This is a genomic window from Rickettsiella endosymbiont of Dermanyssus gallinae (assembly GCF_019285595.1).
GTDB lineage: Bacteria > Pseudomonadota > Gammaproteobacteria > Diplorickettsiales > Diplorickettsiaceae > Rickettsiella_B.
In genome coordinates, this window is sequence record NZ_CP079094.1 from 552,146 (window position 1) to 576,441 (window position 24,296).

Sequence of the window (24,296 nt, forward strand, 5' to 3'; positions counted from 1 at the left end):
GCGCACCACTAACCACAATCTACTTTCGAGGAGTAAACCATGGCTAACATCAGTTTAAATCAATCCGTCCATCTACGACAAGCAGCAAGTGATTATCTATCGCAATGCTACCAAATATCAGCTCATATAAAGGACTTAATTGATGAATTAAAGGACACTAAAAAGGGTCTTCAATTTGGCAGTTTAATCGAAGCATTAGAGATGTTTCTGGAATCATTCCAGATAGGTATTGAAGAATCGCATAATGCATTGGATGTTGATATTAATCCCTATCCTTCTCTTCAATCCTTATACCTTTGTCAAAAACAAGGTGCAGACCTTCTGATAGAAGCGGCTGATGATCTGACTAAATTAAGAAATCTTCTATTAGATACATCCCATAATTTAGCCCTATACGATGGTTTTGAGACTTATTCCTCCGCTTTAGAAAAGGAGATTAAATAATGTCCCGTTATCAATTAATTAATAATTTATTGAACAAGGTAATAGAAAAAGACGAGGAATTTGTCTATCAAGTACAAACGCATTGGGATAAAACCGATCGATTCTATAAAAACGATATATCGATTGAGCATTTTACAAAATTATACATTTTAGTCGTCAATCATAGTGCCGTTCTGAATCTTTTCTACCAATCCATAAAAAAAGAATTAAAGGGGGTGACCCATGCCTAATCTACAACATCTAGCAGTTGGAAACTCCCTAGGTTCAGGTAATGCTGAATCGGTGGGACAAAGCATCTGGTGTGTAACGAAGGAATATGATCGGCTTATTATGAAGGCGGTTGCAGAGGGTTATGAAAGCTATAACGATTTACCTAAAAGCTTAAAATACAATCTCGCGCTAGAAATTGTCAAAGCCGAAAAAGATTCTATTTTTTCATATTATGACCAGAATTACAGAATAGAAAAATATCTTTTTCATATCCTTTTAAATGCAGGTTCTCAAGATAGTCTGAATGATTTGTCTGATTATCTTCTCAATAGTTTTATGTCTAATAAGCATTTTATTGGCGATATTAATGACTCAATTGAGCAACAAATAAACACAAAGAAAGGAGGAATGAAACATGCTTAAATTTTCCTCTTATAGAGATTTTGATAATTGTGTTTGGGAGATTGTTCAGTTCATAAAGTATAAAAAGCCATTAAGCCCTAAATATGCTCGGTTATGGGAATCATCATCAAAAGATAGTGTTAAAAAAATTCCAGCATGGAATCGAAGTCAATCTGATCTGAAAAAATTTATCGGGTTCGCTCTCGGAATAGAAAAGAAGGAGGGAATATGATTACAGCCGAACAACGACAAGCAAGAAGACAAGGCATCGGTAGTAGTGATGTAGCGAGCCTATTAGGACTTAATCCTTACTGCACTCCGTATCAATTATGGCTGGATAAAATGGGTCAAAGTGAAGAGGAAGAAGTTTCTTGCAATGATCCTCGTCATATCGGGAGTGTATTAGAAGACAGTATTGCCCAGTTATTTTCTGACATTAAAGGGATTTCTCTCGAAGAAGTCCCACAAACCTTAAAACATCCTGACTATCCATGGATGATTGCACATCTGGATAGAAAAGTTGTTGGTAAGGATGAAATTGTTGAATGTAAAAATGTCAGCGAACGATCGTTTAAGTTTTATCAATGGGGCGATGAAGGAACAGATCAAATCCCTCGATGAGACAGGAAAGCATTGTGAAAGCAATGCGAAGTCGAAGAGCCCGCGATAGGCGTGCGTTGACGGGCGAAGCAGGAAACGCATCACGCCGTAAAGTCATTTGTGGGAGGCACGGGCATGAACTCCGAAGGAGTGAGTGCGTGCCGGACGCAGGACGTATCGCGGCCTAATTTCAGTCGCGTCATGCGAACGAATTTCGGGGACACGATGGCCGAAATTCTTCGGGAGCATAGCGACTCACTTGTTGCATTACATGACACAAATTCAACACCAATTAGCGGTTACGGGCTATGGATTAGATTATATAGCGGCTTTGGTAGGTGGTAATCGGTTGATGACTTTTGAAGTGAAACGCGATGAAGCCATTATTAAAGCCTTAATAGAAAAAGAAAAATACTTTTGGCATGAGCATGTTTTAGCTAATAAGCCACCTGACCCATCCAATCGAGCTGATATTTCTCTGCTTTATCCTCAAGATAATGGCGCTTACAAGGAAGCGACCCTAGAAATGATGGAGTCAGCTAAAAAACTCCATGAAATAAAGCTAGAGAAAAAGAAACTTGAAAAGGAAGAGAAGAATTTCAATGACAAAATAACGCTTTATATCGGTGAAACATCCGGTATTCAGTGTGCTGGAAAACCCATTGTTACGTTTAAAGCAACCAAAGCTGGTTATCGTTTACTTAGAACTGTTGAGAGGAATTTATATGAATTTGCCAATTAAAAATAGTGATGAGAATCAAGAGATATTTTTAGCGTTAAAGAACAGTATTTATCCAGGTGCTAAAGAGGAAAGTGTAAAGATGATCTATAGCTATTGTAAGGCTAAAAACTTAGATCCTTTATTAAAGGTCGCCCATATTGTTCCCATGTACGTTACAGATAAAAACATAAACCGTTCTTATTACCGCGATGTTGTTATGCCAGGTATAGCCTTGTATAGAATAACAGCCCATCGTACCGGTCAATACATTGGCTTGACTGTGCCAGAATTTGGACCAGCTATAACAGAGGTATTAGATGGAGTAGAAGTCACTTACCCGGAGTGGTGCTATCTTAAAGCAAAAAAATTAGTCAATGGCCATATTGCTGAATTTGAAGCGCGTGAACTTTGGAAGGAAAATTATGCCACGGCAAGCAAAGATACTTTAGCACCTAATAAAATGTGGCTAAAAAGACCCTACGGTCAATTAGCTAAATGTACGGAAGCACAGGCACTTCGCAAAGCTTTTCCAGAAGAACTAGGCGGAACAGTCACGTATGAAGAAATGGAAGGAAAAACGGAAATATTAGATACCGATAAGGTTTTAGAATTTTCCTCAGTAAATGGTGTTGATAAGCTTAAACAAGCCTTAAATATTTCAGCTACTGAAACGCAAGAAATTATTACTGAAGAAGCGCATGAAGAGATAGTAGACGAAGGTTTACCCATTATGCCAATTGGCAAATACAAAGGTAAATCAATGGATGAAATACCTGAAAATTATTTGCAATGGTTGTCTGCCAATAATCAAGACTATAAGTCTTTGGCGGATCAAGAGCTGATAAGAAGACAAGCTAATTAATAGGAATAATAATATGAATATGTTTAATCAAGACAGTGAATTTCGAATCATTCAAAGACTAGAACGATTAGAGAAAGAGTTTGCTCAGTTTAAAAGAGATGTACTTTTTGCATTGGGATTAGCTGTTATCTTTGGTTTTTCTAATTTCTTAATTCATTTATTTCATTAAAAGGTTTCGATATGAACAAAAAAAATAAAAACAAATTCATTGCCTACTTTGATGGTTGCTGCGAACCCATTAATCCAGGTGGAGTTGCGAGCTACGGTGCAGTGATTTTTAAAAATGAAGAAAGAATATGGGAATGTTCCGAGTTGTTTGTACCCATTAAAGGGAAAGAAAAGATGACCTCAAATAACGTAGCTGAATATTCTGGGTTTTTAGCCATCTTAGAATATCTTAAATCTCAGAGCTATGAGAATGAATCTATTACCATTTATGGTGATTCAAAGTTAGTTATCAATCAAATGAACCCTGATCCATCTAAAGTACAGTGGAAAATGCGCCAAGGTTTTTATATTCCTGTTGCCAGGAAAGCTAAAAAGGTTTTACAGAACTTTACAGATATCCACTTGGAATGGATACCTAGAGATGAAAATGATATTGCCGATGAACTTTCAAAGGCAGAACTTAAAAAGGCAGGTGTTGAATTTAGAATTCAACCAGAAGATTAATTACTAAACCGGTTAAACCACGATTAGGGGGTACAAATGTACATCTTACATATTTATCAATCTCTTTATAGGATGTACAGAAGTATCAGCTAATTTCTAAAAAATAAAAGGCGTGCATAAAGCACGCCCCCGCGTTACCCGAGTAGTGAGATACTCGGGGCGCTGACCAACATCAACCCAAGGAGTTGATATGGCTTACGATAGCTTAACTCGTGAAGAGTTATTCAGCAAATTAATTTCGGAAGAAAATGAGTGCTTTGAAATAAAAGCCCGCATTAGTCTTTTTGATAAAGGCGTTAAAAATCCTACCAAAAAAGACATAGAACAAGAAAAGTGCCATTTAATTTATAAAAATGGCAAAGAAAGTTCAAAATATATCAAACCCTTATCTAAACTAGAATATGATTGCCTTGTATGCGCTTGTGCAGGAAAAAATGCAAAGCAAACAGCAGAAATATTAGATATAAGCGAACGATCTGCTAAAAAGCATCGTAATCTACTCATACAAAAGACCGGCTGTAGAACTATTTATGAAGTAACCCATCTAGCTAAATCTTTATTTGAAAAAAAGAAAAAAACATTAGAAAAATCCTCTTTCTTGGGGGTACAAAAATACCCCTTCCATAAAGAACAAAAATATATTTTAGGAACAGAGGAGGCAGAAAATGCCTCCATCTAAAGAAGATATAAAGATTATCAATGTATTTTCCATTAATAGTGAAGGCGGCAATCCTTGTGCGGTGGTAGATAACGCTGATCATCTATGCACAAAGGAAATGCAAGCGTTAGCCACGCATTTAAATTTGCCTGAGACAGTTTTCGTTCTTCGAAATAAGCGACAGGTTTTACTCCGATTCTTTGCTACTAAAAAGGAACATCCTCTGTGCTATCACGGCGCATTAGGGGCAGCATTTTATCTCTGTAAATTGCATGGGGTTAATCAGATAGATTTAGCGTCTTACCTTGAACTAACCCGCATGAAAATGCGATGTGAGGATAATGTAGCCTCTATATCGATACCGAATAGAAGTAAGGTTATAAAAGCACCTATCGATATGGGGGCTATCAGTAAACTATTAAGAATAAGCCAATCTTGCATTGATAAAAACTTGCCTTGTTTAGTCGCTTCTGTAGGCAACCCTAAATTATTTGTTCCTATTATAGATAGGGCGATCTTATTCAATATAAATCCCAATTTAAAGCTAATTTCTGAATGGTGCAGAGATAATAATATTAACGGTATCTATGCTTATTCTAGTGATACAGAGCATTCTGATTTTGATTATATAGGTCGTAACTTTAACCCTCTCTTTAGCCATCAAGAAGATATTGCTACCGGTACGGCTGCTGCTGCACTTTGCCAAATGATAAGCCTAAGTACTCCCTTAATAGATTACACCTTCACCATCGAACAAGGCGCTAACTTAAACAGCCCTAGCAAAATAGCTGTTTTAGTCACGGAAGACGCGTTGGAAATCAAAGGAGAGGCCTATTTTTCTAAAGATAATTCAGAAGGGACTAAAAATGTCTTCCAATAAAGATGACAGAGTAAAAATAAAAATAGCTTTAATGGCTGAAAATAAGTCAAGTAAATGCAGTATATTAGAAAGTTATTTAGAATCTCTTAATTACAAGGTTGATATTGCAGCCGATGGGTTTACTGCAATTCAGAAAATTCATATGAAATATTATGATCTGATTATAACTGATTATTCATTACCTTATATACCCGGCAATGAGGTATTAATAGAATCTAGGCTATCAAAAATAAATCGCAATACCCGTACTATTTTAACTATTTCTCATATACATGATTCCGAAATAGGGGATTATCTTGATTTAGGGGCACATGCGGTTTTAATTAAGCCTTACTCTATTCATGATTTAAAATTGGCAATAGGATAAATATTTTGTGGGCTTTATTAAATAATAATGTAAAATAACGGCTCATATTTATTAGAATGAAAATATTAATTATTAACATACATAAAGGCTATGTCTTATAGTATATGAATTTTATGCGGCAGAATTATCTAGGCTTCAAATAATAATAAAAAATGGTAAATACTATGTTAAAATCCCCGGATCAAAAAAAACCAAGTTATAGAATAGCACATTGTGGACATTTCCCTCATTATAAAGTAGATAATTTATCTTTAGATAATATAAATATCGTATATTTAGTTAGTGTTGGTAAAGAAAAATTTGAGAATGAATGGGTAAAAAGGTTTATAAATTTTGTTGAAGACATAAAGCCGCAAAAAACCTTTATCGTTGTTGCTGATAGCTTACAAAGATTTAATCTCGAAGTTGATGAAAATTTATCTGAAGAACAAGCTATGCAAGAAGCTAACCTTCGTGGTGAAGCCTGGATAGAAAAATACAAACCACATTTTTCAATATTAGGACAGTCTTATGAATTTATTCGTTGGGAAGATTTAAAAAGTAATAAAGATTATATTCTATTTTATAATAGTGTCATTGATCTAGTTTCATCAGATGATTATTTTAAAGAATCACTTTTAAAGTCATCTGAAGAATATATTAATCGTCCTTCTCGTTCTGAAAAAGATAAAATTTTAGCATTAGAAAAATCAAGTGAATTTTTAAAAGAGGAATGTGCCGTACTACGGATTTTATCTAAAGTTAAAAATACAAAAGTTATTCTATATCCAGGAAAAGCAACTGACGTTCTTCATTATGCAATCCAAAAGATAAATGTTTGGGATAGAGCGGATTATCCAATGCATTGGATAGAATTAAAACCGACTAAAAATAAAAAAATAAATTCGAAAGTAGAAATAAAAAATACTTTTTTCAATCCTGCTCCCTCATCAGTTTCTTATAAAGATGAAGAGGGATTATTTGAAAAATCATTACCAACGCATGCTCTTTAAAGTAAATATCAATTAGAAAAGGATTATTATGAAGAATATAGATAGAACTAGTACCTATGAATATTTTATAAATATTTTAGAAAAAGCGCCTGGTCATTTTTATTGGAAGAATAAAGAAGGAATTTACCAAGGTTCTAATGATGCCCAAGCTATTTTTTTAGGTTATAAGTCTGCTAGAGACCTCATTGGTAAAACAGATTTTGATTTGCCTTGGAAAGAACAAGCATCACTTTTAAGGAAAATTGATAACCAGGTAATGGAGACAAGAGAGGAATATTCTGTTGAGGAAACAGTTTTTAACTCGAAAGGTGAAAGTTTTATATTTTTTTCTCGTAAAATGCCACTTTATGATCCTCAAACTAAAAAGGTAATAGGGGTAATTGGAACATCATTAGACATTACTAAACAAAAACAAGCAGAACAAGCAAAAAGTGCATTTGTCATGAATATGGCACATGATATCCGAACACCTTTCTCTGCAATTGTAGGCCTTGCTCAATGCCAAGCAATGTATGGATTAAAAACACCAGAAGAAGTAAAAGATAATGGAAAGATGATTTATCAATCAGGTAATCAATTATTAGAAATATTAGATTCTGTCATCATTGCGCTTGAAAAAAATGACATTAATGATATTAAAAGGGATAAGATAGATTTATACGAATTTGCTCAGGAAATGGAAGAACTTATAAAACCTAGCATCTCTATAAATAATTTAGGTTTTGAACTAAACGCAGATAAAAATATAGGAAAAATTGTTACTGATCAAATCCGATTGAAACAAATTTTGGCTAATCTTCTATCTAATTCAGTTAAATTTACTCCTAAAGGTAAGATTATTTTATCGCTTTGAGCGAACTGTAGATAAGTTAAAAATAGAAGTATCTGATACAGGTATAGGAATTGATAAAAGCGATCACGATCGAATATTTGAAAAATACGAAAAAATTAAGCCTTCTTACAAGAGTTCAACTTTCACTGGATGTGGGATGGGGTTATATCTTGTCAAACAACTTCTAGAAGATTTGAAAGGCACCATAACACTAGAAAGTGAATTAGATAAAGGATCGACCTTTCAAATAGAAATACCTTTGTTTATATGATCAACCCCAATAAAAAATTCCCATTAGAAAGCATGCAAAGGCTATGCTTTCTAAAAACAATTATTACTAACCCTAATATTATAGTGGGTGATTATACCTATTATGATGATCCCGACGATGTTAATAATTTTAATAAGAATGTCCTATACCATTTTGATTTTATAGGCGACAAACTGATTATTGGGAAATTTTGTCAAATAGCATCTGGTGTGCGTTTTATAATGAATGGCGCGAATCATTCCATGGGTGGATTTTCTACTTTCCCATTCCTTATTTTTGGTGATGAATGGGGTAAAACCTATGAATATCCACCGTCCAAAGGGGACACCGTAATAGGCAATGATGTTTGGATTGGTAATGCAGTCACAATTATGCCCGGCACTAAGATAGGTGATGGGGCTATATTGGCATCTAACGCCGTTATTACAAAAGATGTAGAGCCTTATAGTATTGTAGGCGGCAATCCGGCAAAACTTATTCGTAAGAGATTTGATGATAAAACTACTGATACTCTATTAAAATTAAAATGGTGGGATTAGCCGATAGAAAAGATTTATAAATATTCAAACGATGTTTCAATAGGAAATATGAATATATTAAAAGAGATATAGCTATTTAGTAAGTCTAGATAGAGTCTGTCTTTTTTTAAACTTATGTAGAGTAATTTAAACTAAGGCAGAGAGCTGGTTACTGCGTAGCGGGGATCGGCTTTTTTGTTTTTACACACGATATAAATTTTTTCTTACTTTGCTCTTGATTTTTATAAGAAAACCACCATTTTTAGTAGTGAAGGTAATTTCAACTCAACCAGAAAGGAGGTTTATTATGACTAATTTAGCACGTTATGAATATAAAGTACCTTCTGTTTTTGATTATATTAATCGATTTATGGATTGGCCATCTTCTGAGACTGCCTATTCGCCTAATGATGCTTCATTTGTTGAAACGGGTGGCTGGGCCCCCTCGGTGGATATTAAAAGCGAATCCGATCGCTTTCTGATAACAGCAGATATCCCAGGTGTGGATTGCAAAGATATTGAAATTAACATGGAAAATGGTGTTCTCAGTATCAAAGGTGAACGTAGCCTCTTTAATAAAGAGGAGAGAAAAGGATATACGCGAGTAGAACGATCGCAGGGAAAGTTTTACCGGCGCTTTACCTTACCCGATACAGCCGATTCCGATAAAATATCGGCTAGAAGTAAAAATGGAGTGCTAGAAATAGAAATTCCTAAAAAAGAGAAGTCATTACTTAGGAAAATAACCATAAAAGAAGAGTAGCTAAATTCTGTTACAGTTAATGACCGCACTAGACCCTCATTGTTTGCGATGCAATCGATGAGGGTTTAGCATGGTTTATTGTTTGGCTAAGTATAATAAACAACTTCATACCCCACATCCCGAACCATCTGATGCTCAATAGCTAAGGTCATGGTTTGAAAAGCATCGACGGCATGAGATGTCCAATCATGTAGAGGTGAATCTTTGTAGATATTGTTTTTCTCATCAAAGACCTTGGAATAGTTGGATAGGCAATCAATGAGCCTTTCCGTATTTTCCTTATTGAACTTGGTTCTATAAAGTATTCGTCGCATCAAATTAATGGCATCAATCTTACGCTGAGGCTTGGGTACGCAATAAGCGGCCTCCCCTAGTTCTTGTAGAATGTCTTGAGTGCTTTTGGCAGTAGCCTTATCTCGGCTTTTACCATCATGCGGTAAAAAATGGCTGTGTAAACGAAGATGGTGTCGAGTGCAAAGGCGATGCGCTTCATTGACATAATATTGAATCGGATGATTATTGGCTTCAATAAAGTGGATAATGACCGGATTATTTAAATGATCGAATTGTGCTAAAACCACAGCAGTTGAATCATTAACTCCTAAATCATAGAAGGCATAGACTGGAACATTGGGTAAAATGAGCTCAGGAATAATTTTCTTAGTTTCGTCCAAATTTTGAACTTCTTTAGAAAAATATAATCTTTCATGTTGTACGGTAATGACGGAGTAATATTCTTGTTGAATCAGAAATTCAGGCATACCGGCTTTTCGGTCTTCGTCGATGAGCTCATCGGTAACGTATCTATTGCCATTTTCGTCTTTGAGGCTTTCAACGCTATCAATGCGCCATACCCAAGCCGGGTTCGTTTTGATGGATTGTAGATAACGATAGGCATGATTCATGCCGTTAAAGGTAGTTTGTAAAATAAACCAACCGTTATTTTGCCGAAAGACAGGCATTAAAATATGCAGCACTCTAGGATCGGAGAAGGCATATTCGGAGAAGACGGCGCCTAGGACGTTTACCCCTCTTAACTTATCTGGGTCGATATCTGACCCTAGTACTCGAATCACAGAGCCGTTAATGAGCTGTATGGTCATATCTTGGTTATTGATATGCTTGATACACCGCTTAGGGATCATATCCAGGAAGCGAAGACTTTTTCCTTCATTATCATCATTTAATAATACGGCACCTTCCCAAAGCACTAATCTGGCTCGTACATTGGTGGGATAAATCATCAAATATAAGCCGGCTTGAGTGAGCGCCCCTTGAATCAGTAGGTTCCACGATTCAATCTCTTTACCAGAACGTCGAGGCCTGACTAAGAAGAAACGTTTGTAGTGCTCAATAAATAATTTGTGCTGTATCTCTAATTGATAAGGCCTTAGCTGTAAACAGGGTAAAGAAATGCTCTCTGTTTTGCCAAATTTTAAAATAAGGTTATTTTTATCATCCCGTTCCCATGTAAATTGTCCATACGACCGTTTTTGTAAATGGACTTTTAAGTGATTAATTTCTTTTTTAAAAGTAGCGAGTTGCATTTCTAATATTTTATAACAAAATTAGCTGCAAAATTTGGAGGGCGTGATTCTGTTCCTCCTCTATCGCCTGTATTTGGATAGTTTTTAACGGGATTATCTCCACCTGAATAAGCATTTGAAGCACCACTAAAAGCTTGGAATAAATATTGACCATTAACAGCGGAAGGAGTTGGATGACTATGAATTAAGATTTCATCAAACTGGAATGATCCAATACCATTTCCAATCAACCCTTGGCCATAATTAAAATAACGGTCATCTACTTTGACGCTGCCATCTTGATTCCAACCGCGAATAAATGCATCTTGTAAATCAGGCACAGCAAAACAAAATTGATTGATTGCTATTTTAATTTTTTGAGCCACTTCCGGCATCGTATCCGTTTCGATGAAATCGACTGGAATATTAGTACCTGAAATAGGAGGCGGTTCACCTTGATCATTTATTCTAGCAAAGACATTAAAGTTTTCGGCGTTCGTTGAAAACGTCCAGTAATCGCCGGGTTTAATCGTGCTTGCATCGGTACACGTTATACGTGTTAATTGATGTCCGCCTAGAAATTCAGCGAGATAAATAGCGACATCTCTAGCGGTATGTGTCGATAAAAGTGGTAGCAAGATTGCAGTTAAGTTGGATGGGACAGGATTGGTGCCTTGGCCATTTACAGTGAACCACACTCCGAAGGTATTGGTTGTATTTGAAAATTGAAACCATTTACCGGCTAAATTATTAGCAGCAGTACAATTGATGTAGAAAAGAGGTTTTACTCCTGCAACATTTCTTAGTTGAACGATATTAAACCCACTGGTTTTTACATCGGGTGCTGAAACAGAAGCGGCTATTTTTCCTTGTACATAAACACGATTAGGGTAATCAGAACTTAGGAAGGCATTGACCGCATAATTATTGCCTGAAAATGGCGTTTCTATGCTAAATCCTGATGTTCCTGCTGTACTTGCCCTTGCTGCACCGGATTGATTTGTGGTTAAAATGAGTTGGTTGTTGGCATTAAGGTTGGCAGTAACAAAGCTAGTACTCGTACCAAATCGATAATACCCTGTTTCTTCATTCCAAAGTTTTTTTGCTAGACGTAGGTAAGGAATATTATCGGCCGAAGAACCTGATCGTAAATAACGTGTGCCGACACAGAGTAATTCACCCATCTGAGCTTCAGGATAAACAGCAGCAAATATCTTTCCCACATCACCATCATAAATAAATAAGCTGCCTTTACCATAATAAACCGGTAAGCCTTCACTTAAACCATCGGGTTCTGGTATTGGTAAAAAATCATGTAGATACTTAATATAGGTCTGTAATTGATTTAAAAAGGCTTGCAAGGTCAAACCTTGTTTTTGAATATTATCGTAATAACCAATTAAGCCCGTTCCATCTCCTCCATTCGGTAATTGACTAGCCAATTCCGAACGTAAGGTACTGACATTGGTATTTTCAATTTGGGCTGCGATAATTTGTCCGTTTCGACTGAGCCAGACTTGATTGTCTTTGGTGGTTAAGATGGGTAATTTATTAGATAAATTAGAAGGTAGATAACTATTAATCACATACTGCAAGCTATCGGTATCTAATTGGGTTTGAAACTGCTGCATAATCAGCAAAACACGTTCAAAGGCGGCATCTAAGGTATGGCCATTAAAGGTTTGTGCATTGCCAAACTCTGTATCGATACTGACCTGCGATGAGACAGGAAAGCATTGTGAAAGCAATGCGAAGTCGAAGAGCCCGCGATAGGCGTGCGTTGACGGGCGAAGCAGGAAACGCATCACGCCGTAAAGTCATTTGTGGGAGGCACGGGCATGAACTCCGAAGGAGTGAGTGCGTGCCGGACGCAGGACGTATCGCGGCCTAATTTCAGTCGCGTCATGCGAACGAATTTCGGGGACACGATGGCCGAAATTCTTCGGGAGCATAGCGACTCACTTGCATGCTACGTACTAAAGTAACAATACTACCGTTGCTAGGTATTTTATCTTGAACAAAGGTAATGGTACCACCCGTCATGGTTCCCGTATCTTGAACAGTATAATCCTGATTTAAGATACAAAGATCTTTATCCGGATTAGCCGCATCAGTTGGCTGTGTCACATAAACAGCGATATCTTCTTCGATCAAGATTAAATAGGTGTAGTTGAAGACAGCCGTTGTACCATCTGCAATATATTGATTAATCGTTTTCTGCTGCGGTAAATAGCTTGTAATATTCATTGACTTATTGTCCGTAATACATTTTTTGACCTGGTGCTAAATAAGATTTATCACCGAGAATCTGATTGAGATAAGGGCCGATAATCGGCATCGTATCGATAGGGAGGATATTTTTAGCAATATTTTTTATTTCTTTCCCTGCTTTCTTTGGATTAGCTGTCACTACAGCCCCTCCTAATGAAACGGTATCTAGCAATAGTTTTACGCTAGGCGGTGTAAACATTTTTACCAAATCGCCTGATCCTCTATAATCAGGGTCAACGGTTTGCATGAAAACCCCAAAATTTGGGTTAACTAAATCCAATAAATAACTCATTTTTTGAGGGACGTTCATTTTGGAAAACAATGGCATGCTTTTGCCATGCGATAAGTTATTGAATAGATTTGACATGTAACTTAAGGGTAGCGTTGCGGCAAACATGGCTAATGCCCACCGTAAACGCATTTGGGTATTCATAGCATCTTGAAATCCTTGCCATATCACTTTATCCGCATAGGTTAAAGCGAACCCTTTAAACTGCATTACCATCCGGAATGCTTCACCCCAGCCTGTACCTGGCCGTGTACCATAATACATAAAGGCTTTCATAAAGTTATCAGGGGCTAATACCGCATTATCAGAAGCAACCGAAAATATCGAATAAACCTTGCGATACAAATCATTACGCATTTCATAGCGAGGTTTTGTATCGCCATACAATGCTTTTAACTCGTCATCCGTAACAGCTTCTACATTGGCCGTCGTAAATAGTCCTTGTTGGTTCTTAGTTCGAAGTAAATTCCATTCTTTTTCACCTAAATCATATTTTTGTAATTGCCAGCGAGTGGCGTTATTTAAGTTTTTCCAAGATTGATCGCGTTGGTTATATAATCCTTTAGAGATAATGTGCATTAAGGAATGACGATTCCCTTTATCAAAAGCCTCCAGCAAATTGGCTCTAAAAAATCCGGTAGTCACTTTCTGAATGAGTTCAGTTCCGTTAGTTAAGTCAGCAAATCGAGCGATATAACCGAGATGACTATCTGCAAGAAGCTTAAATTGTTTCGCAATAAATTTTCGTTCTTCATCCGCAAACGTATCAAAGGTATGACTTATCGTCGAAGCAAAACTTTGGAAATACTGATTTCCCCAGCGCTGTGCAAACGAAGCGATATAGACAGAATCGGGTAAGCTCTGTAATACGATAGTCGATAGCCTCGCTGTTGCGGTTAAAGCGCGGACATTAGAACCAAATGCAGCGATGGTGGGGCTTACTGCACCCTTATTTTGTTGCATGACTTCTGCATATATCTTGTCAGTATTATCATTCCAATATTGATTTTTAGGTGATTTATTCATCTGGATCTTTTTCAGATCAAGATAAACAGATGCCGGGTTATCACCCATTAGTTCAGAAGTTCCAATACGATTCCCAGAACTATTGAGATCACCATTGATGGCTTTAAATAAATTCCCTTGACCATATTCTCGGCTATAATTCAAAAAAGATTCATGATCCTTCCAGTAAAAGAATAGATGCGCTTTTCTTTTAACGGCTTCTCTATCATTGATAATCGTTGAACGCGTGAATATTTCGCTTTTACCTGTCGTGATATTGTCATAAATAGCCTGTAATCGTTTATTCACTTCGGATTCAATGATATTACCTTCCGTATCAATAGCTTTACTTCCAGCAAAGGTTTTCTCTAAATTGATATGCGTTTTTATGAATGAAACCCATCGTTTTTCTGCATTTTGAATGGCCTTAGAACGCATTTCCGCAGATAAGTTATCGAGACTTAACCGCTTTGCCATACTTCGCCCACCTTGCATCACTAATCGTTGATCATGGACGGCTCGGATAAACCGATCGGTATTCACTTCACGCAGACGTAAGGCATTGGAAATAATTAATTCAGGATTACGCACATCGATATAATTTTCTATTTTCTTGGCGAGCTGTTTGGCTAAATCAGGTGCGGCTTTACCATCTAAGGCACGGGCAATGGAAATATCATTATCCTTATTCTGTAGATAACTTAATTCCTCATCTGACATCCCTTGGTATAGCGATTTGAACAAGCGCTGTTTGGCGGCTTTCTGATAGGCCTCAACATTCATAGATAAGTTCGTATAGCGTTGCACTAGTAATGAACGCAGATCAATCTTTTTAGTTTTTAAAGTGGTTGCTAAGGCATCAAATTTACGAATATTGTTTTGAGTGACTAAGGCGTCTTCAAAGAAAGACTGCAAATGCTCTTTATTGACCTCATCAATAGCTTGGCTAATGGCTTTCTGACTGCGTAAATTATCGTAATTTTTGGCTTTGGCTAATACCTCATTGACGTAAGTGTGTAAATCATCGGTATTAAAATGAGCCAATTGTTTAAGCGCTGTATCAAAACAGTGTTGATTCTTCATAAGCTACCTTGTAAACACTGCATCAGATCACTAAATACTTGCGACTTACTTTTAAATTCTTGATATTTTTTGATTGTAGGCTGTATTTCTTTTGCTAGTTCACTGTCATCTAAATGCTTTGAAGAGAGTTCGATAGGCGTTGACTCCTCTTTAACACCGGCTTTTATATTATCCTCGTACTGTTTTAAACGATCTTTAGCTTCGAAAGCTTGTTTTTCAGACAATTTTGCATCAGGCATCTTATTTTCAATGCGCTGCTTTAAGTAATCTTTGACAGCGTTACTATCAGCTAAATATTCAGAACCAGCATCAATATGGTGAATAACATTGGATAAAAATGGTTTCCAATCCCCTTCGCCTTTATTTTCTAATTCTGTAAGAATGCCTTTTAGACCATCACTTAACGCAGGATTTTGTTTGAGTCGATCTAAAGCATTTTTTTGTATGAAATCAGAGAGTACATTAGGGTTATCGATACCTTCTCGGGCTAATAACTCTTCCGGTATAACCGACTGTAAGGCTTTAATATCATTCGGTGTTAATAGTGATACATTCACTTTATTATCGATAGGGTTAACGGCGATATCAGGATGATTTTTTTGCAGTAGTTCAGCTGCACGTTGTTCGAGTTCTGGGTTATCTGGATTTTTTAGATATTCCTGAAACCAAGCTTTTTCTTCCGGTGTAACCATTTTATTTTTTTCTGCTTGACTGAGTGTTTCTTCTGTTATATCGCTTGTTTCTGCACGGTTAAAGAACTTAGAACGAATCAAATTACCGACAAAAGGAACAACACCTAAGGCTAATCCAATACCACCGGCAATAGCAGTCGTTTTAATAAAATGTGAAATGTCCACTTTATTATCTGGTGTTATTGATTCAGCTAGATTTTGAGGAATCAATGGCGCAGTACCAATACCAGAAACGGTTAACGCCTTTTCTCCCAGTGACCCCACTGTTTCAGTCGATAATTTTGTGATGGTCTTACTAGCAAGATTGCTTAAGAATTCAGGTGCTAAAGCCGAAACACCTTTAACAGCGCCTTTAGCTAACAGTCCACCTGTACCACCTAAGGCGATATTAATTGGGTTTAAAGCAAAGCCCAGTAATGAGGCAATCCCATTTCCTATCTGTTGTGTTAACGTTGCACCGGGTGTTTCTGTAACATGTTGTACGGCATCATAAACGTCATTCAAGGTTGAAAAGTGTGGGTGCAATCCAGCTAGCGGTGCTATTTTCTCCAGGGCTATTTCAGGTTCAATCAATTGTTTTAGAAAGCTACCACTGATTGAGGCACCAGAAGAAGGTTGAGAAAACGCTTCTTGTTGTTGGTATTGTTCCCTAAAATCAGGTTTAACGATCGCATTACTGAGTAACATTTATTTCTTCCTATGCGCATAAGTTAATAAGCTATCCGTATAGGGCTGCGAATAAACCACGGTACCTGCTTGGTCAACCGCAATAATTAAACCATCGGGCGTATTGGTCACCGTTAAAGGATTACGATCACTTTCAAAATAGCTTTTAAGTCCGTCAATCCAGGTATGCTCCTTACTGCTTATCCCTAAGGCTTCATACGCTTCCTCTTTCACATGCTGGGCTAAGTGGGCTGCTTCACTATCGGTAATCCCCAGTGCTTTAGTATTAAAGAGATAACCGTCGCCTTTGGAAATTTGATAGGCTTTAGAGAAGTTGTCATTAAACGTTTGCATATAGTCATTGACGTTTTTTAATCCGAGATCATTGTGAATTAATCCCTGGTATTTCACATAGTTGGTGGCCATATCGACAATGTTTAAGGTGCGCGAAGGATCACCCGATTGGCTTAGATAATTAAAGATATCGCTGTTATCTGTACTAGGGTTATCCCTAACAGCGTTAAAGACGCTACTAAAAAAACCAGAGCTACTGTTTAACTGTGAAACCACTAGATTCTTTAAGGATTTATCATTTACTTCGGAATCAGTTTTATTAATAATGCCAATTTTTGAAAAATCTTGACCGGTTTGATTAGCAGAAATCAATTGCCGTAAAAAAGCCGGATCAGTATTGCCCTGTAATAAACCTGCGGTATAGGCCACTTCCTGTTGCAAAGGCTTCTGTAAGCTTGCAGCAAGATAAACCTTATTATTTGGATCGTGATGGTCTAATACTTGTAATAATCCATCAGGGTCAGCACCTTGTATAAAAGAAGATTGTGCTTGCAGTTTTAAATCATTGGGAATGGGCTGAATAAAGTGATTATCGATGTGCATGGCATGGCCAAGTTGCACCGATCGCGAAATATAATCGTTATACGCGGTACGAGGATCAATGCTATTCGCATTTTGCGCGTAATCTTTTAAGATAGCTTGGCCTTGCGGTGTCTGTTGAATGACTTGGGCATATTCTCCAGAGGTAAAACCATTCACCAGATGCTGCAAGCCCGATCGTTCACCTTTCTCCGCTTGAGTCAGTAATCCATTTTTAGTATTTAATTCATCTAAACGCTGTTTAAGTAATTGCCAATTCTCACCGTTATTAAATAAGCCTTGTGCTTTTTGTACCCCTTGGCCAAATAAGACCACTTCATTTAAGTGATCGGGTGTTAGCTTCATCCAGGCGAGTGGATTAATCGCATTGCCTTTCACTAAATCAGATTTAACACCTTGCATCGTCAAATCATTGTCATAGTGATTTTGTAGATGTAAGGTGTCTTGAGAGATAGGCGTATTAGATTTATCGACGTTCTGTGCGAACGGTGAGGCTAATACTGTCTGTAAATCCGCTGATCGTGCTTCAGGGTTTTGTTGCAATTGATGCAATGCCTGTAAGCTATCCATTGTATGCGATAGTGTTTGAAACAGTACACTACCTTGCTTTGGCGTAATGATTCTACCGACCATCGCCTTTTCTACCGTTTGATGCGCTACATCTAACTTTTTCTGGAATAATTTCTCATCATTGACCGAGGTATAAAGGTCTTTTAAGACATTCGGCCATTCGGTGTAAAATTGGCCGGTTAATTTCAGCTGGTTGGTTTGATAGTTCGTTAACTGCGCTTGTGCATTAACTTGTTGAAATCCGGATTGCAGTAAATAATCTAATTGGCCTTTGGTTTTATTATTAACCGGTGTGGTATTTTTAATATTATCGAGTTGTTGCTGTGTATCTTGAGCAATTTGACTGGCTAATTGCGGTTGGGTTTTAAGTTTAAGCAACGCATCGGATTTAATTTGGCTGGCACTACTAGTGGCTTGTAATAAGAGTGCACTACTTTTTTCTTGTTCCATTCCTTGGGCGGTTTGCATTAAGCCTTGTGAAACATTGCCTAATGCTTGGCCTATCGCATCAAAGCCTTTGGCAGTGCTGGCCACCGGCGTATCACGAATAATCGGAATAGCATCACGGTATTGTGCTAAGGGTTCAGCCATTGGTTTTAGGCCTCATCCCTCTCAGTTGTCCAAAGGTCATTAAGGTATTAGCCCCATCACCAAATAACTGGCCATATAAACTATATTTTACATTCCGTTTTTCGATATCTACATTGGCATCGGAAATACTCTTTTGTGTATCGAGATTAGCTTGTTGTCTGGCGGCTATATTTTCAGTATTGCGTTGAATAGCATTGAAACTCGGCGATGAAAAAGCTACTCCGCGCGTTGTCATTTGGGCGGTTTGATGTTGTATGACCGTATCTAAGCTATCTAAATTGCTTAAGGTTTTTTGTTGATACTGCAATTCATTTTGTTTAGCTTGTAAATCTAATTGATTTTCTTGTGCTTTAGCGGCTTGTACTTCCATCACACCTTTCCCTACTTCCATTGCGGCAGCAGTCGCTAAAATCAGTAACCCGGCTTGTGGCATAAGTCTCCTAAATCATAGTGGCCGTCACTTGATAGGCGATGGCGGTAATGTTCAAATCAAAGGGTGCATTCTGTTTGATTACAAAGGTTTTATCGCGATTCCAACCTAAAATAGGTACTGTAATAGCGGTTCCTGAACGTGTGGTTAAATTCTTTCCTTGTTGAATATCAGTAAATACTTGGTAATTGACTAATTGATCGTTGATGTAAAAATTTAATGATTGGAAATATTCGACATAAATCTTAGTGGTTTGCTTCATCAAATCAGCATGAGAAGAACCTGCATAAAAATACATCGGCCTTATTTCAACCGGGTAAAGTAAACCCACAAAACAAGCACCGCTATTTTTTTCAAGGTTGTTTACTTGAATTTTCCCTTCTTTAACCGGATAAATGCCGTAATCTTGGTTATTAAAAATAACTTGGACACTAATGTCTTCAAAACGATTGAGTCCTTCAATCAGACCACTCTCCGGTAATTGTTTAATCTCATAGCCGTCTATTTTTACGTTTTCATCCATCTTTTCTAAGACGGTTTGTTGGCTATTTCCATAGATTTTTAGCAAATAGATCGTATTATTGATAGATACAATATCTTGTATCTGAACCTGTTCTTGTACCGAAATGGGTGTTAAAGCCGCAAGATTAATTTCATGGGCAAATTGAAAAACCGTAATACTATGATCTGGATTTAAAAAATAAATAAAATTATCTTGAGATGTATCTGTTCCACGTAATAAGACAGCTTTGGTTGGGTTTTTTACTAAATGGCTAGAGGCCTGTGAGATATTACTGGCTAAATAACTCTGGCCAATCCCTTGAAATCGAAAATTGATGATCGCATTTCCAGTTTTGTTTAAATAATAACTATCGTTCAAATAACTTAAAGGTTTTAGCTTCTCAGAAACACCATACGCGGACTGTTGACGTATAGAGAATGTACTTGGAGTTAATCCCACATTCTGTTCTTGTGGGGCTACGAACTCATAATTAGCGGTATAAACTTCTAATTGTTTACCACTATTCATCCATACAATACCGCCTGAATCACTTTGACCTAAGGTATAAATGATGGCATCGGTATCTTGTCCCGTGCCCACATCAAAGTTAACCGGCGCATTAATTCTAGAACCAAACAGTGTATTGGATAAGGTAGCGGTATTAGCAAACCATAAACGGTTCTGGTAATACAGTACTCGCGAGGGATAGCCAAGCACCGCAGAAAAAGCCGGTTTGCGTATGGAAAAGCGTGTGCCGGTGGTATCACCGGTTTTAAATGGGACGATCTCATTGGCGGTGAATACGGTATTCCCTGAAGCAATTCTCACAGCGGTAATAATGCCATAACCGATAGGGCTAAATTCACTGGTGCCTGCGCCAATTAATTCACCACCGATCCAGCTTGAATCAAAGATAACACCGTACACCGTTGCAGTGATGACCTGATTTGTTGTTGAAAGTGCAATCTTTGCTTTCGAATAATCCACATCCCCAAAGTCATAGGCAGGTAATGGATAAAGGTTTAATACTTCATAGGTAAAGACAGTGTTCGCGTAATCTTTAATCGTAATACGTGCCGGTGGGTATTTACCGTGTACTAAAATCAGCGAATCATTATCGAGGGTGTAATCAATACCATCTAAATCGGCAGAAAGATAAGGTGTCGTTAGCGTTTGGTAATAACTTAAACTCTCATCATTGTTTATTTTATAAACATCAAATTGTTTATCCAAGCTGAGGAGAATATAAAAGTGATTATTCTTATCTTGAAAGCCATACAGTTTTGAATTGGGGTCGTGGTTATGAGTTTGAAGTAAAAATTTTGTGCCTTTTCTTTTCTTCGCTAACCCGGTGGTACCAACCTCTACATTTAAAAGAGACTGAGCAGCCGTTAAATAATCTTTAAAGTCAGTACGATGATAATGTATCGCATCAATTTCACCGCTACTGAACATCGCTTGACGAATCAGTTCAGTCGCCATGTTACACCCACATCACACGGTCAAAGTTGTTATACGGTGCAGTTTTAATATCCCGTTCCATGTTATTGAGTAATAGCGCATTCGTTTTTTCTTGTAAGAATTTGGTATTTAATAAATTAGAGAGTTGAATATTTTGTGTCAGTGGAATGGCGGCATCAGCGGCTGCATACAATGCTAAAGTCCGCGCAAAAATCGGCGGCATGATGCTGTAATCTATTGTATTTACCACGTAGTAATACATAAAAGGGTTGCTATTAGCCAGAATAAGACGATCCACTATCGCAAAATCCAACATAAAATTTAAATTAAAACGATACGTAGCCAATTTGATAAAACGTCCATAATCAAAGGGTAATTGATAGGTATAACGATAATCCGGTGAAAAATTTTGCGTAATCGGCGTATTATCTTCACGGTATTTAATGGCAAAACGCCAGGTTTCACTCAGTAGTAATATCGGTAAAAGATAGTCTAGCTTTTCGGAAATAAACTTTGACCGTTCACTTTCATTTTCATTGGCAACCGGTGAGGCACCTATTGCCAATAAAACCTGATTAATGACGGTCAACTTCGAAAATAACAGCGCCATTTTTTTTATTCATTGCTTAAGAAGAAGGTTCAGGCGGTGGTGTTGTCGGTGGCGCTAAAGCGGTTAAGAAGTTTAAACTCGCTTTCGGTGGTTTCGTTTTATCCGTTTCTTTATTAATAACAGCATATACGCCGGTACCATCTTTTTCAGAAGAAACCAACACTACATCATTGACTTTAACGATGCCATCTTCGTAAAAATCATTCATGTAGCTATCTTTGGTTAAAGCCGCTTTATCATCCTCAGTCGAAGCAGAAAAGACGTTTAAAGCTGTACCCGGAAAGCCACCGGCTAAGGGCGTAAAGGTTTTAAAATTTGAGGTTTTAACAGGGCTGGCCATCTTAACTCCTAAGGATTTGGGGCAAATTTTTGGTTAGCGGTAATTAAGGCAATGCCACGAGGTTGAATGATCTTGGCACCACTGGTTAAGCAGGTGAGCAATTCCCAACGGTCTTGATGCGGTAACCAAGTAATACTCGTTGTAATATCTCGGTTATAGCCTTGGATGATGGCATCGCGATGCACGACCGGGACAGTATATTTAAATACACCAGTTTCATCAGCTACACGAGGAATACTATTAATCCCATTTTCACCTAAGAAGCGAAAATCGATGTCTAAATACACTTTAACTTTGTTGTTCGTTAAAGGTTTTACATCGTTATAGAAAAAATTAGTGACTTGTTTATCATTATACAAAGAAGGTTTTAATAATGCTGGTGCCCAGGTAGATACTTCAAGATCATGCACATCCATCCCTTGGCTTTCTAAATAAGCAATTGCTAACGCATATTTTTCTTCGTTTAAGCCTGTATTAACACCCACATTTAAGGGGACGGTATAAATATCACCGTTGATAAATGCGGGGTCACTGAAAATGGCATTAATCTTAATGTAATCAGTTAAACGTGCAGCAGCTAAACCATGTAACCTAGCGTGGTCACGAATCTTATCAAAGTTGTACAAAGTCTTTTCACCACCACCGATCACTGTCTTAAGATGGTAATCATTGGTAGGCACTTGTACATTGGTTTCATTAACCGGTGTAACAAATATATCCGTCGGTGCGAAATTGGTTTGATTCATTTCTACCAGATCAGAAACAGGCACATTCAGCGCAGTACCATGTAATCCATGGCGTTCTTCAATGGTATCTTGGAGTTTTAAACGGTTTTGATATTGCAGCGTGACTTCGGTATCAAATAATTGACACGCCGCTTCTAAATTAACATCTGGCATACGCAACCCAATAAATAAAAATTAATTAATTTCCATCCATCAGGTTGCCTAAAATAACATTAGGGCTGATATGGCACACGATCGACTAAAAAGGTTACGAAAAGGCTTTTTAGTTGATAATTTCAGTTTATTTCGTATGCCAAAATATTCAAGTACCTTATATAGCCATCATTTCTTTAATCAGTAAATCTGGGGGTAGATTAATAAATTCATTGTCTACTGATTTACCATCTTTTGATATAAAGAAAATAGGCTTACTTTTTATTGTTGAGTTTGATTTTAGAGATGTAACTACATTTTCCATAATTGAATTAAAAAAATCTATAATTTTCTCTAAAATACTTCTGGTATCCAAGATATCTTTAATTACATCTTTACATTCAATGTGAGAGGATACCACACCATATTTTGCTATCCATCCATTTCTGATTGGAATAGCATTGATTTTATACACTGCGCTACCTTGAACAAGAAAGTCTCCATTCGGATCCTCTATCAATCCCTCAATTCTATTAAAATCATATAATTTATGACAAGAAAAACTAACTTCAATATATAATTCACCATTCTTTAAGCTTATATCTACATTTTTTTCGGGGTTACATAAAATATAGCGATCACTGCTATTTAGCATATTTATGTGTGGGTAAAGGAAATTTTGATGAAGAAAAATTCGTAAAAACTTTTCAAGAGTCTCCTTTTTATTGATACTAGAACAATCCTCAAAAAGTTTTGCAAACATCAAATTAGAGGCTTCTGATAAATGATAATCTTCGATATTTATAATTGAACTTAATGGTACACCATTAATGCTGAGTTCTTCCTGCATCCTATTAAAGTCTTTGTAAAAATTTTCTTCCTTATATAAGGAAGTTAATTTTTCTTTAGTTACCTGTTGGTCGCTATCGATAATGAACTTGCCTAACGCCCTATGATTTTGGAAAAAAGCCATACTTTTAAACCCACTTTTATTATTTTCATTAAAATTATTTTAACATATAAAGAGCTTTATTTTTTAAATCTTGCTTCAGCAACTTCATTAGCAAGACTAATATAGCGGTTCCTATTTTTCTCGGTAGGATTTTTTTGATATTCCTTTGCGATATTGAGTAACTCTGTTCGGCCTTCATAAGGGTCGGACAGATTGGCACGTTGGTTACTTAAGCCTGGGACTTGGCTATTTAATACTTGATCACGGTGTTTCATGGCATCTGACATGGCGTTTTCGTCTCCTAAAATCGTATTTAACAAGTGAGTCGCTATGCTCCCGAAGAA

31 protein-coding genes are annotated in these 24,296 nt (G+C 37.1%); 18 read left to right on the forward strand and 13 right to left on the reverse strand.

Annotated elements, in window-relative coordinates:
- Positions 1-39: 39 nt before the first annotated feature.
- The 17 genes from KX723_RS02755 (at position 40) to KX723_RS02835 (ending at position 9,192) form a co-directional block, all read left to right on the forward strand.
- Positions 40-444, forward strand: coding sequence for a hypothetical protein (locus KX723_RS02755; protein WP_218814564.1), 405 nt, complete (start codon positions 40-42; stop codon positions 442-444).
- Positions 444-674, forward strand: a complete 231-nt coding sequence (locus KX723_RS02760) for a hypothetical protein (RefSeq protein ID WP_218814565.1) — start codon at positions 444-446, stop codon at positions 672-674. Before KX723_RS02755 ends, KX723_RS02760 begins: the two co-directional genes overlap by 1 nt.
- Positions 667-1,077: a hypothetical protein gene (locus KX723_RS02765; protein WP_218814566.1), complete on the forward strand. Its 411-nt coding sequence runs from the start codon at positions 667-669 to the stop codon at positions 1,075-1,077. Before KX723_RS02760 ends, KX723_RS02765 begins: the two co-directional genes overlap by 8 nt.
- Before the next feature lie 207 nt (positions 1,078-1,284).
- Positions 1,285-1,677 carry a YqaJ viral recombinase family protein gene (locus tag KX723_RS02770; protein ID WP_218814567.1) on the forward strand — a complete coding sequence of 131 codons (393 nt, stop codon included), beginning with the start codon at positions 1,285-1,287 and terminating at the stop codon, positions 1,675-1,677.
- Entirely contained in the window at positions 1,674-1,844 is a 171-nt protein-coding gene (locus KX723_RS02775; protein ID WP_218813323.1) for a hypothetical protein, read from the forward strand. The genes KX723_RS02770 and KX723_RS02775 overlap by 4 nt, the downstream gene beginning before the upstream one ends.
- A gap of 83 nt (positions 1,845-1,927) precedes the next feature.
- Positions 1,928-2,398 (forward strand): hypothetical protein, encoded by a 471-nt coding sequence (locus KX723_RS02780; RefSeq protein ID WP_218814568.1) that lies wholly within the window; start codon positions 1,928-1,930, stop codon positions 2,396-2,398.
- Entirely contained in the window at positions 2,382-3,239 is an 858-nt protein-coding gene (bet, locus tag KX723_RS02785) for a phage recombination protein Bet (RefSeq protein ID WP_218814569.1), read from the forward strand. The genes KX723_RS02780 and bet overlap by 17 nt, the downstream gene beginning before the upstream one ends.
- Positions 3,240-3,252: 13 nt before the next feature.
- Complete coding sequence (locus KX723_RS02790) at positions 3,253-3,408, forward strand: hypothetical protein (protein ID WP_218814570.1); 156 nt, start codon at positions 3,253-3,255, stop codon at positions 3,406-3,408.
- An 11-nt stretch (positions 3,409-3,419) separates the two neighbouring features.
- Positions 3,420-3,911, forward strand: a complete 492-nt coding sequence (locus KX723_RS02795) for a ribonuclease HI family protein (RefSeq protein ID WP_218814571.1) — start codon at positions 3,420-3,422, stop codon at positions 3,909-3,911.
- A 190-nt stretch (positions 3,912-4,101) separates the two neighbouring features.
- Positions 4,102-4,590: a helix-turn-helix transcriptional regulator gene (locus KX723_RS02800; RefSeq protein WP_218814572.1), complete on the forward strand. Its 489-nt coding sequence runs from the start codon at positions 4,102-4,104 to the stop codon at positions 4,588-4,590.
- Positions 4,577-5,449 carry a PhzF family phenazine biosynthesis protein gene (locus KX723_RS02805; RefSeq protein ID WP_218814573.1) on the forward strand — a complete coding sequence of 291 codons (873 nt, stop codon included), beginning with the start codon at positions 4,577-4,579 and terminating at the stop codon, positions 5,447-5,449. The genes KX723_RS02800 and KX723_RS02805 overlap by 14 nt, the downstream gene beginning before the upstream one ends.
- Positions 5,436-5,816, forward strand: coding sequence for a response regulator (locus KX723_RS02810; protein WP_218814574.1), 381 nt, complete (start codon positions 5,436-5,438; stop codon positions 5,814-5,816). Before KX723_RS02805 ends, KX723_RS02810 begins: the two co-directional genes overlap by 14 nt.
- 164 nt (positions 5,817-5,980) lie before the next feature.
- Positions 5,981-6,808, forward strand: a complete 828-nt coding sequence (locus KX723_RS02815; RefSeq protein WP_218814575.1) for a hypothetical protein — start codon at positions 5,981-5,983, stop codon at positions 6,806-6,808.
- 28 nt (positions 6,809-6,836) lie between these two features.
- The gene (locus KX723_RS02820) at positions 6,837-7,661 is read left to right on the forward strand and encodes a PAS domain-containing sensor histidine kinase (RefSeq protein WP_218814576.1); all 825 of its coding nucleotides are present in this window, start codon (positions 6,837-6,839) and stop codon (positions 7,659-7,661) included.
- A gap of 49 nt (positions 7,662-7,710) precedes the next feature.
- Positions 7,711-7,911 carry a sensor histidine kinase gene (locus tag KX723_RS09830; protein WP_425516600.1) on the forward strand — a complete coding sequence of 67 codons (201 nt, stop codon included), beginning with the start codon at positions 7,711-7,713 and terminating at the stop codon, positions 7,909-7,911.
- Positions 7,908-8,450, forward strand: coding sequence for a CatB-related O-acetyltransferase (locus KX723_RS02830; RefSeq protein WP_218814577.1), 543 nt, complete (start codon positions 7,908-7,910; stop codon positions 8,448-8,450). Before KX723_RS09830 ends, KX723_RS02830 begins: the two co-directional genes overlap by 4 nt.
- 286 nt (positions 8,451-8,736) lie before the next feature.
- Positions 8,737-9,192 (forward strand): Hsp20/alpha crystallin family protein, encoded by a 456-nt coding sequence (locus tag KX723_RS02835; protein ID WP_218814578.1) that lies wholly within the window; start codon positions 8,737-8,739, stop codon positions 9,190-9,192.
- A gap of 86 nt (positions 9,193-9,278) precedes the next feature.
- Here the strand turns inward: KX723_RS02835 and KX723_RS09655 are convergent, their stop codons facing one another.
- Together KX723_RS09655 and KX723_RS02845 are read right to left on the reverse strand one after the other, a co-directional pair.
- On the reverse strand, positions 9,279-10,739 hold the full coding sequence (locus KX723_RS09655; protein WP_246562508.1) for a hypothetical protein: 1,461 nt from the start codon (positions 10,737-10,739) through the stop codon (positions 9,279-9,281).
- A gap of 2 nt (positions 10,740-10,741) precedes the next feature.
- Positions 10,742-12,466, reverse strand: a complete 1,725-nt coding sequence (locus KX723_RS02845; RefSeq protein ID WP_218814579.1) for a hypothetical protein — start codon at positions 12,464-12,466, stop codon at positions 10,742-10,744.
- On the opposite strand from KX723_RS02845, the gene KX723_RS02850 reads away from it, so the two are divergent.
- Entirely contained in the window at positions 12,439-12,609 is a 171-nt protein-coding gene (locus KX723_RS02850) for a hypothetical protein (RefSeq protein ID WP_218813323.1), read from the forward strand. The genes KX723_RS02845 and KX723_RS02850 overlap by 28 nt on opposite strands.
- Positions 12,610-12,620: 11 nt before the next feature.
- On the opposite strand, the gene KX723_RS02855 is transcribed toward KX723_RS02850, so the two are convergent.
- The 11 genes from KX723_RS02855 to KX723_RS02905 all read right to left on the reverse strand — a co-directional run bounded on the left by KX723_RS02855 (position 12,621) and on the right by KX723_RS02905 (position 24,239).
- A complete protein-coding gene (locus tag KX723_RS02855; protein ID WP_218814580.1) occupies positions 12,621-12,965 on the reverse strand; it encodes a hypothetical protein in 345 nt (114 codons plus the stop codon).
- A 4-nt stretch (positions 12,966-12,969) separates the two neighbouring features.
- Positions 12,970-15,366, reverse strand: coding sequence for a hypothetical protein (locus tag KX723_RS02860; RefSeq protein ID WP_218814581.1), 2,397 nt, complete (start codon positions 15,364-15,366; stop codon positions 12,970-12,972).
- A complete protein-coding gene (locus KX723_RS02865; protein ID WP_218814582.1) occupies positions 15,363-16,745 on the reverse strand; it encodes a hypothetical protein in 1,383 nt (460 codons plus the stop codon). Before KX723_RS02865 ends, KX723_RS02860 begins: the two co-directional genes overlap by 4 nt.
- The gene (locus KX723_RS02870) at positions 16,746-18,779 is read right to left on the reverse strand and encodes a hypothetical protein (protein ID WP_218814583.1); all 2,034 of its coding nucleotides are present in this window, start codon (positions 18,777-18,779) and stop codon (positions 16,746-16,748) included. It abuts the gene before it with no gap.
- On the reverse strand, positions 18,772-19,212 hold the full coding sequence (locus KX723_RS02875) for a hypothetical protein (RefSeq protein ID WP_218814584.1): 441 nt from the start codon (positions 19,210-19,212) through the stop codon (positions 18,772-18,774). Before KX723_RS02875 ends, KX723_RS02870 begins: the two co-directional genes overlap by 8 nt.
- 7 nt (positions 19,213-19,219) lie before the next feature.
- Complete coding sequence (locus tag KX723_RS02880; protein ID WP_218814585.1) at positions 19,220-21,193, reverse strand: phage tail protein; 1,974 nt, start codon at positions 21,191-21,193, stop codon at positions 19,220-19,222.
- A gap of 1 nt (position 21,194) precedes the next feature.
- A complete protein-coding gene (locus KX723_RS02885; protein WP_218814586.1) occupies positions 21,195-21,782 on the reverse strand; it encodes a hypothetical protein in 588 nt (195 codons plus the stop codon).
- A 16-nt stretch (positions 21,783-21,798) separates the two neighbouring features.
- On the reverse strand, positions 21,799-22,122 hold the full coding sequence (locus tag KX723_RS02890; RefSeq protein WP_218814587.1) for a hypothetical protein: 324 nt from the start codon (positions 22,120-22,122) through the stop codon (positions 21,799-21,801).
- 8 nt (positions 22,123-22,130) lie between these two features.
- The gene (locus KX723_RS02895; protein ID WP_246562511.1) at positions 22,131-23,021 is read right to left on the reverse strand and encodes a phage capsid protein; all 891 of its coding nucleotides are present in this window, start codon (positions 23,019-23,021) and stop codon (positions 22,131-22,133) included.
- 157 nt (positions 23,022-23,178) lie between these two features.
- Positions 23,179-23,973 (reverse strand): hypothetical protein, encoded by a 795-nt coding sequence (locus KX723_RS02900; protein WP_218814588.1) that lies wholly within the window; start codon positions 23,971-23,973, stop codon positions 23,179-23,181.
- Positions 23,974-24,029: 56 nt separating this feature from the next.
- Positions 24,030-24,239, reverse strand: a complete 210-nt coding sequence (locus KX723_RS02905; protein ID WP_246562513.1) for a hypothetical protein — start codon at positions 24,237-24,239, stop codon at positions 24,030-24,032.
- Positions 24,240-24,296 lie beyond the last annotated feature (57 nt).

Coding starts and splice junctions, on each gene's coding strand:
- KX723_RS02755 (WP_218814564.1), top strand. CDS start 40: ATGGCTAACATCAGTTTAAATCAATCCGTCCATCTACGACAAGCAGCA.
- KX723_RS02760 (WP_218814565.1), top strand. CDS start 444: ATGTCCCGTTATCAATTAATTAATAATTTATTGAACAAGGTAATAGAA.
- KX723_RS02765 (WP_218814566.1), top strand. CDS start 667: ATGCCTAATCTACAACATCTAGCAGTTGGAAACTCCCTAGGTTCAGGT.
- KX723_RS02770 (WP_218814567.1), top strand. CDS start 1,285: ATGATTACAGCCGAACAACGACAAGCAAGAAGACAAGGCATCGGTAGT.
- KX723_RS02775 (WP_218813323.1), top strand. CDS start 1,674: ATGAGACAGGAAAGCATTGTGAAAGCAATGCGAAGTCGAAGAGCCCGC.
- KX723_RS02780 (WP_218814568.1), top strand. CDS start 1,928: ATGACACAAATTCAACACCAATTAGCGGTTACGGGCTATGGATTAGAT.
- bet (WP_218814569.1), top strand. CDS start 2,382: ATGAATTTGCCAATTAAAAATAGTGATGAGAATCAAGAGATATTTTTA.
- KX723_RS02790 (WP_218814570.1), top strand. CDS start 3,253: ATGAATATGTTTAATCAAGACAGTGAATTTCGAATCATTCAAAGACTA.
- KX723_RS02795 (WP_218814571.1), top strand. CDS start 3,420: ATGAACAAAAAAAATAAAAACAAATTCATTGCCTACTTTGATGGTTGC.
- KX723_RS02800 (WP_218814572.1), top strand. CDS start 4,102: ATGGCTTACGATAGCTTAACTCGTGAAGAGTTATTCAGCAAATTAATT.
- KX723_RS02805 (WP_218814573.1), top strand. CDS start 4,577: ATGCCTCCATCTAAAGAAGATATAAAGATTATCAATGTATTTTCCATT.
- KX723_RS02810 (WP_218814574.1), top strand. CDS start 5,436: ATGTCTTCCAATAAAGATGACAGAGTAAAAATAAAAATAGCTTTAATG.
- KX723_RS02815 (WP_218814575.1), top strand. CDS start 5,981: ATGTTAAAATCCCCGGATCAAAAAAAACCAAGTTATAGAATAGCACAT.
- KX723_RS02820 (WP_218814576.1), top strand. CDS start 6,837: ATGAAGAATATAGATAGAACTAGTACCTATGAATATTTTATAAATATT.
- KX723_RS02830 (WP_218814577.1), top strand. CDS start 7,908: ATGATCAACCCCAATAAAAAATTCCCATTAGAAAGCATGCAAAGGCTA.
- KX723_RS02835 (WP_218814578.1), top strand. CDS start 8,737: ATGACTAATTTAGCACGTTATGAATATAAAGTACCTTCTGTTTTTGAT.
- KX723_RS09655 (WP_246562508.1), bottom strand. CDS start 10,739: ATGCAACTCGCTACTTTTAAAAAAGAAATTAATCACTTAAAAGTCCAT.
- KX723_RS02850 (WP_218813323.1), top strand. CDS start 12,439: ATGAGACAGGAAAGCATTGTGAAAGCAATGCGAAGTCGAAGAGCCCGC.
- KX723_RS02855 (WP_218814580.1), bottom strand. CDS start 12,965: ATGAATATTACAAGCTATTTACCGCAGCAGAAAACGATTAATCAATAT.
- KX723_RS02860 (WP_218814581.1), bottom strand. CDS start 15,366: ATGAAGAATCAACACTGTTTTGATACAGCGCTTAAACAATTGGCTCAT.
- KX723_RS02865 (WP_218814582.1), bottom strand. CDS start 16,745: ATGTTACTCAGTAATGCGATCGTTAAACCTGATTTTAGGGAACAATAC.
- KX723_RS02870 (WP_218814583.1), bottom strand. CDS start 18,779: ATGGCTGAACCCTTAGCACAATACCGTGATGCTATTCCGATTATTCGT.
- KX723_RS02875 (WP_218814584.1), bottom strand. CDS start 19,212: ATGCCACAAGCCGGGTTACTGATTTTAGCGACTGCTGCCGCAATGGAA.
- KX723_RS02880 (WP_218814585.1), bottom strand. CDS start 21,193: ATGGCGACTGAACTGATTCGTCAAGCGATGTTCAGTAGCGGTGAAATT.
- KX723_RS02885 (WP_218814586.1), bottom strand. CDS start 21,782: ATGGCGCTGTTATTTTCGAAGTTGACCGTCATTAATCAGGTTTTATTG.
- KX723_RS02890 (WP_218814587.1), bottom strand. CDS start 22,122: ATGGCCAGCCCTGTTAAAACCTCAAATTTTAAAACCTTTACGCCCTTA.
- KX723_RS02895 (WP_246562511.1), bottom strand. CDS start 23,021: ATGCCAGATGTTAATTTAGAAGCGGCGTGTCAATTATTTGATACCGAA.
- KX723_RS02900 (WP_218814588.1), bottom strand. CDS start 23,973: ATGGCTTTTTTCCAAAATCATAGGGCGTTAGGCAAGTTCATTATCGAT.
- KX723_RS02905 (WP_246562513.1), bottom strand. CDS start 24,239: ATGTCAGATGCCATGAAACACCGTGATCAAGTATTAAATAGCCAAGTC.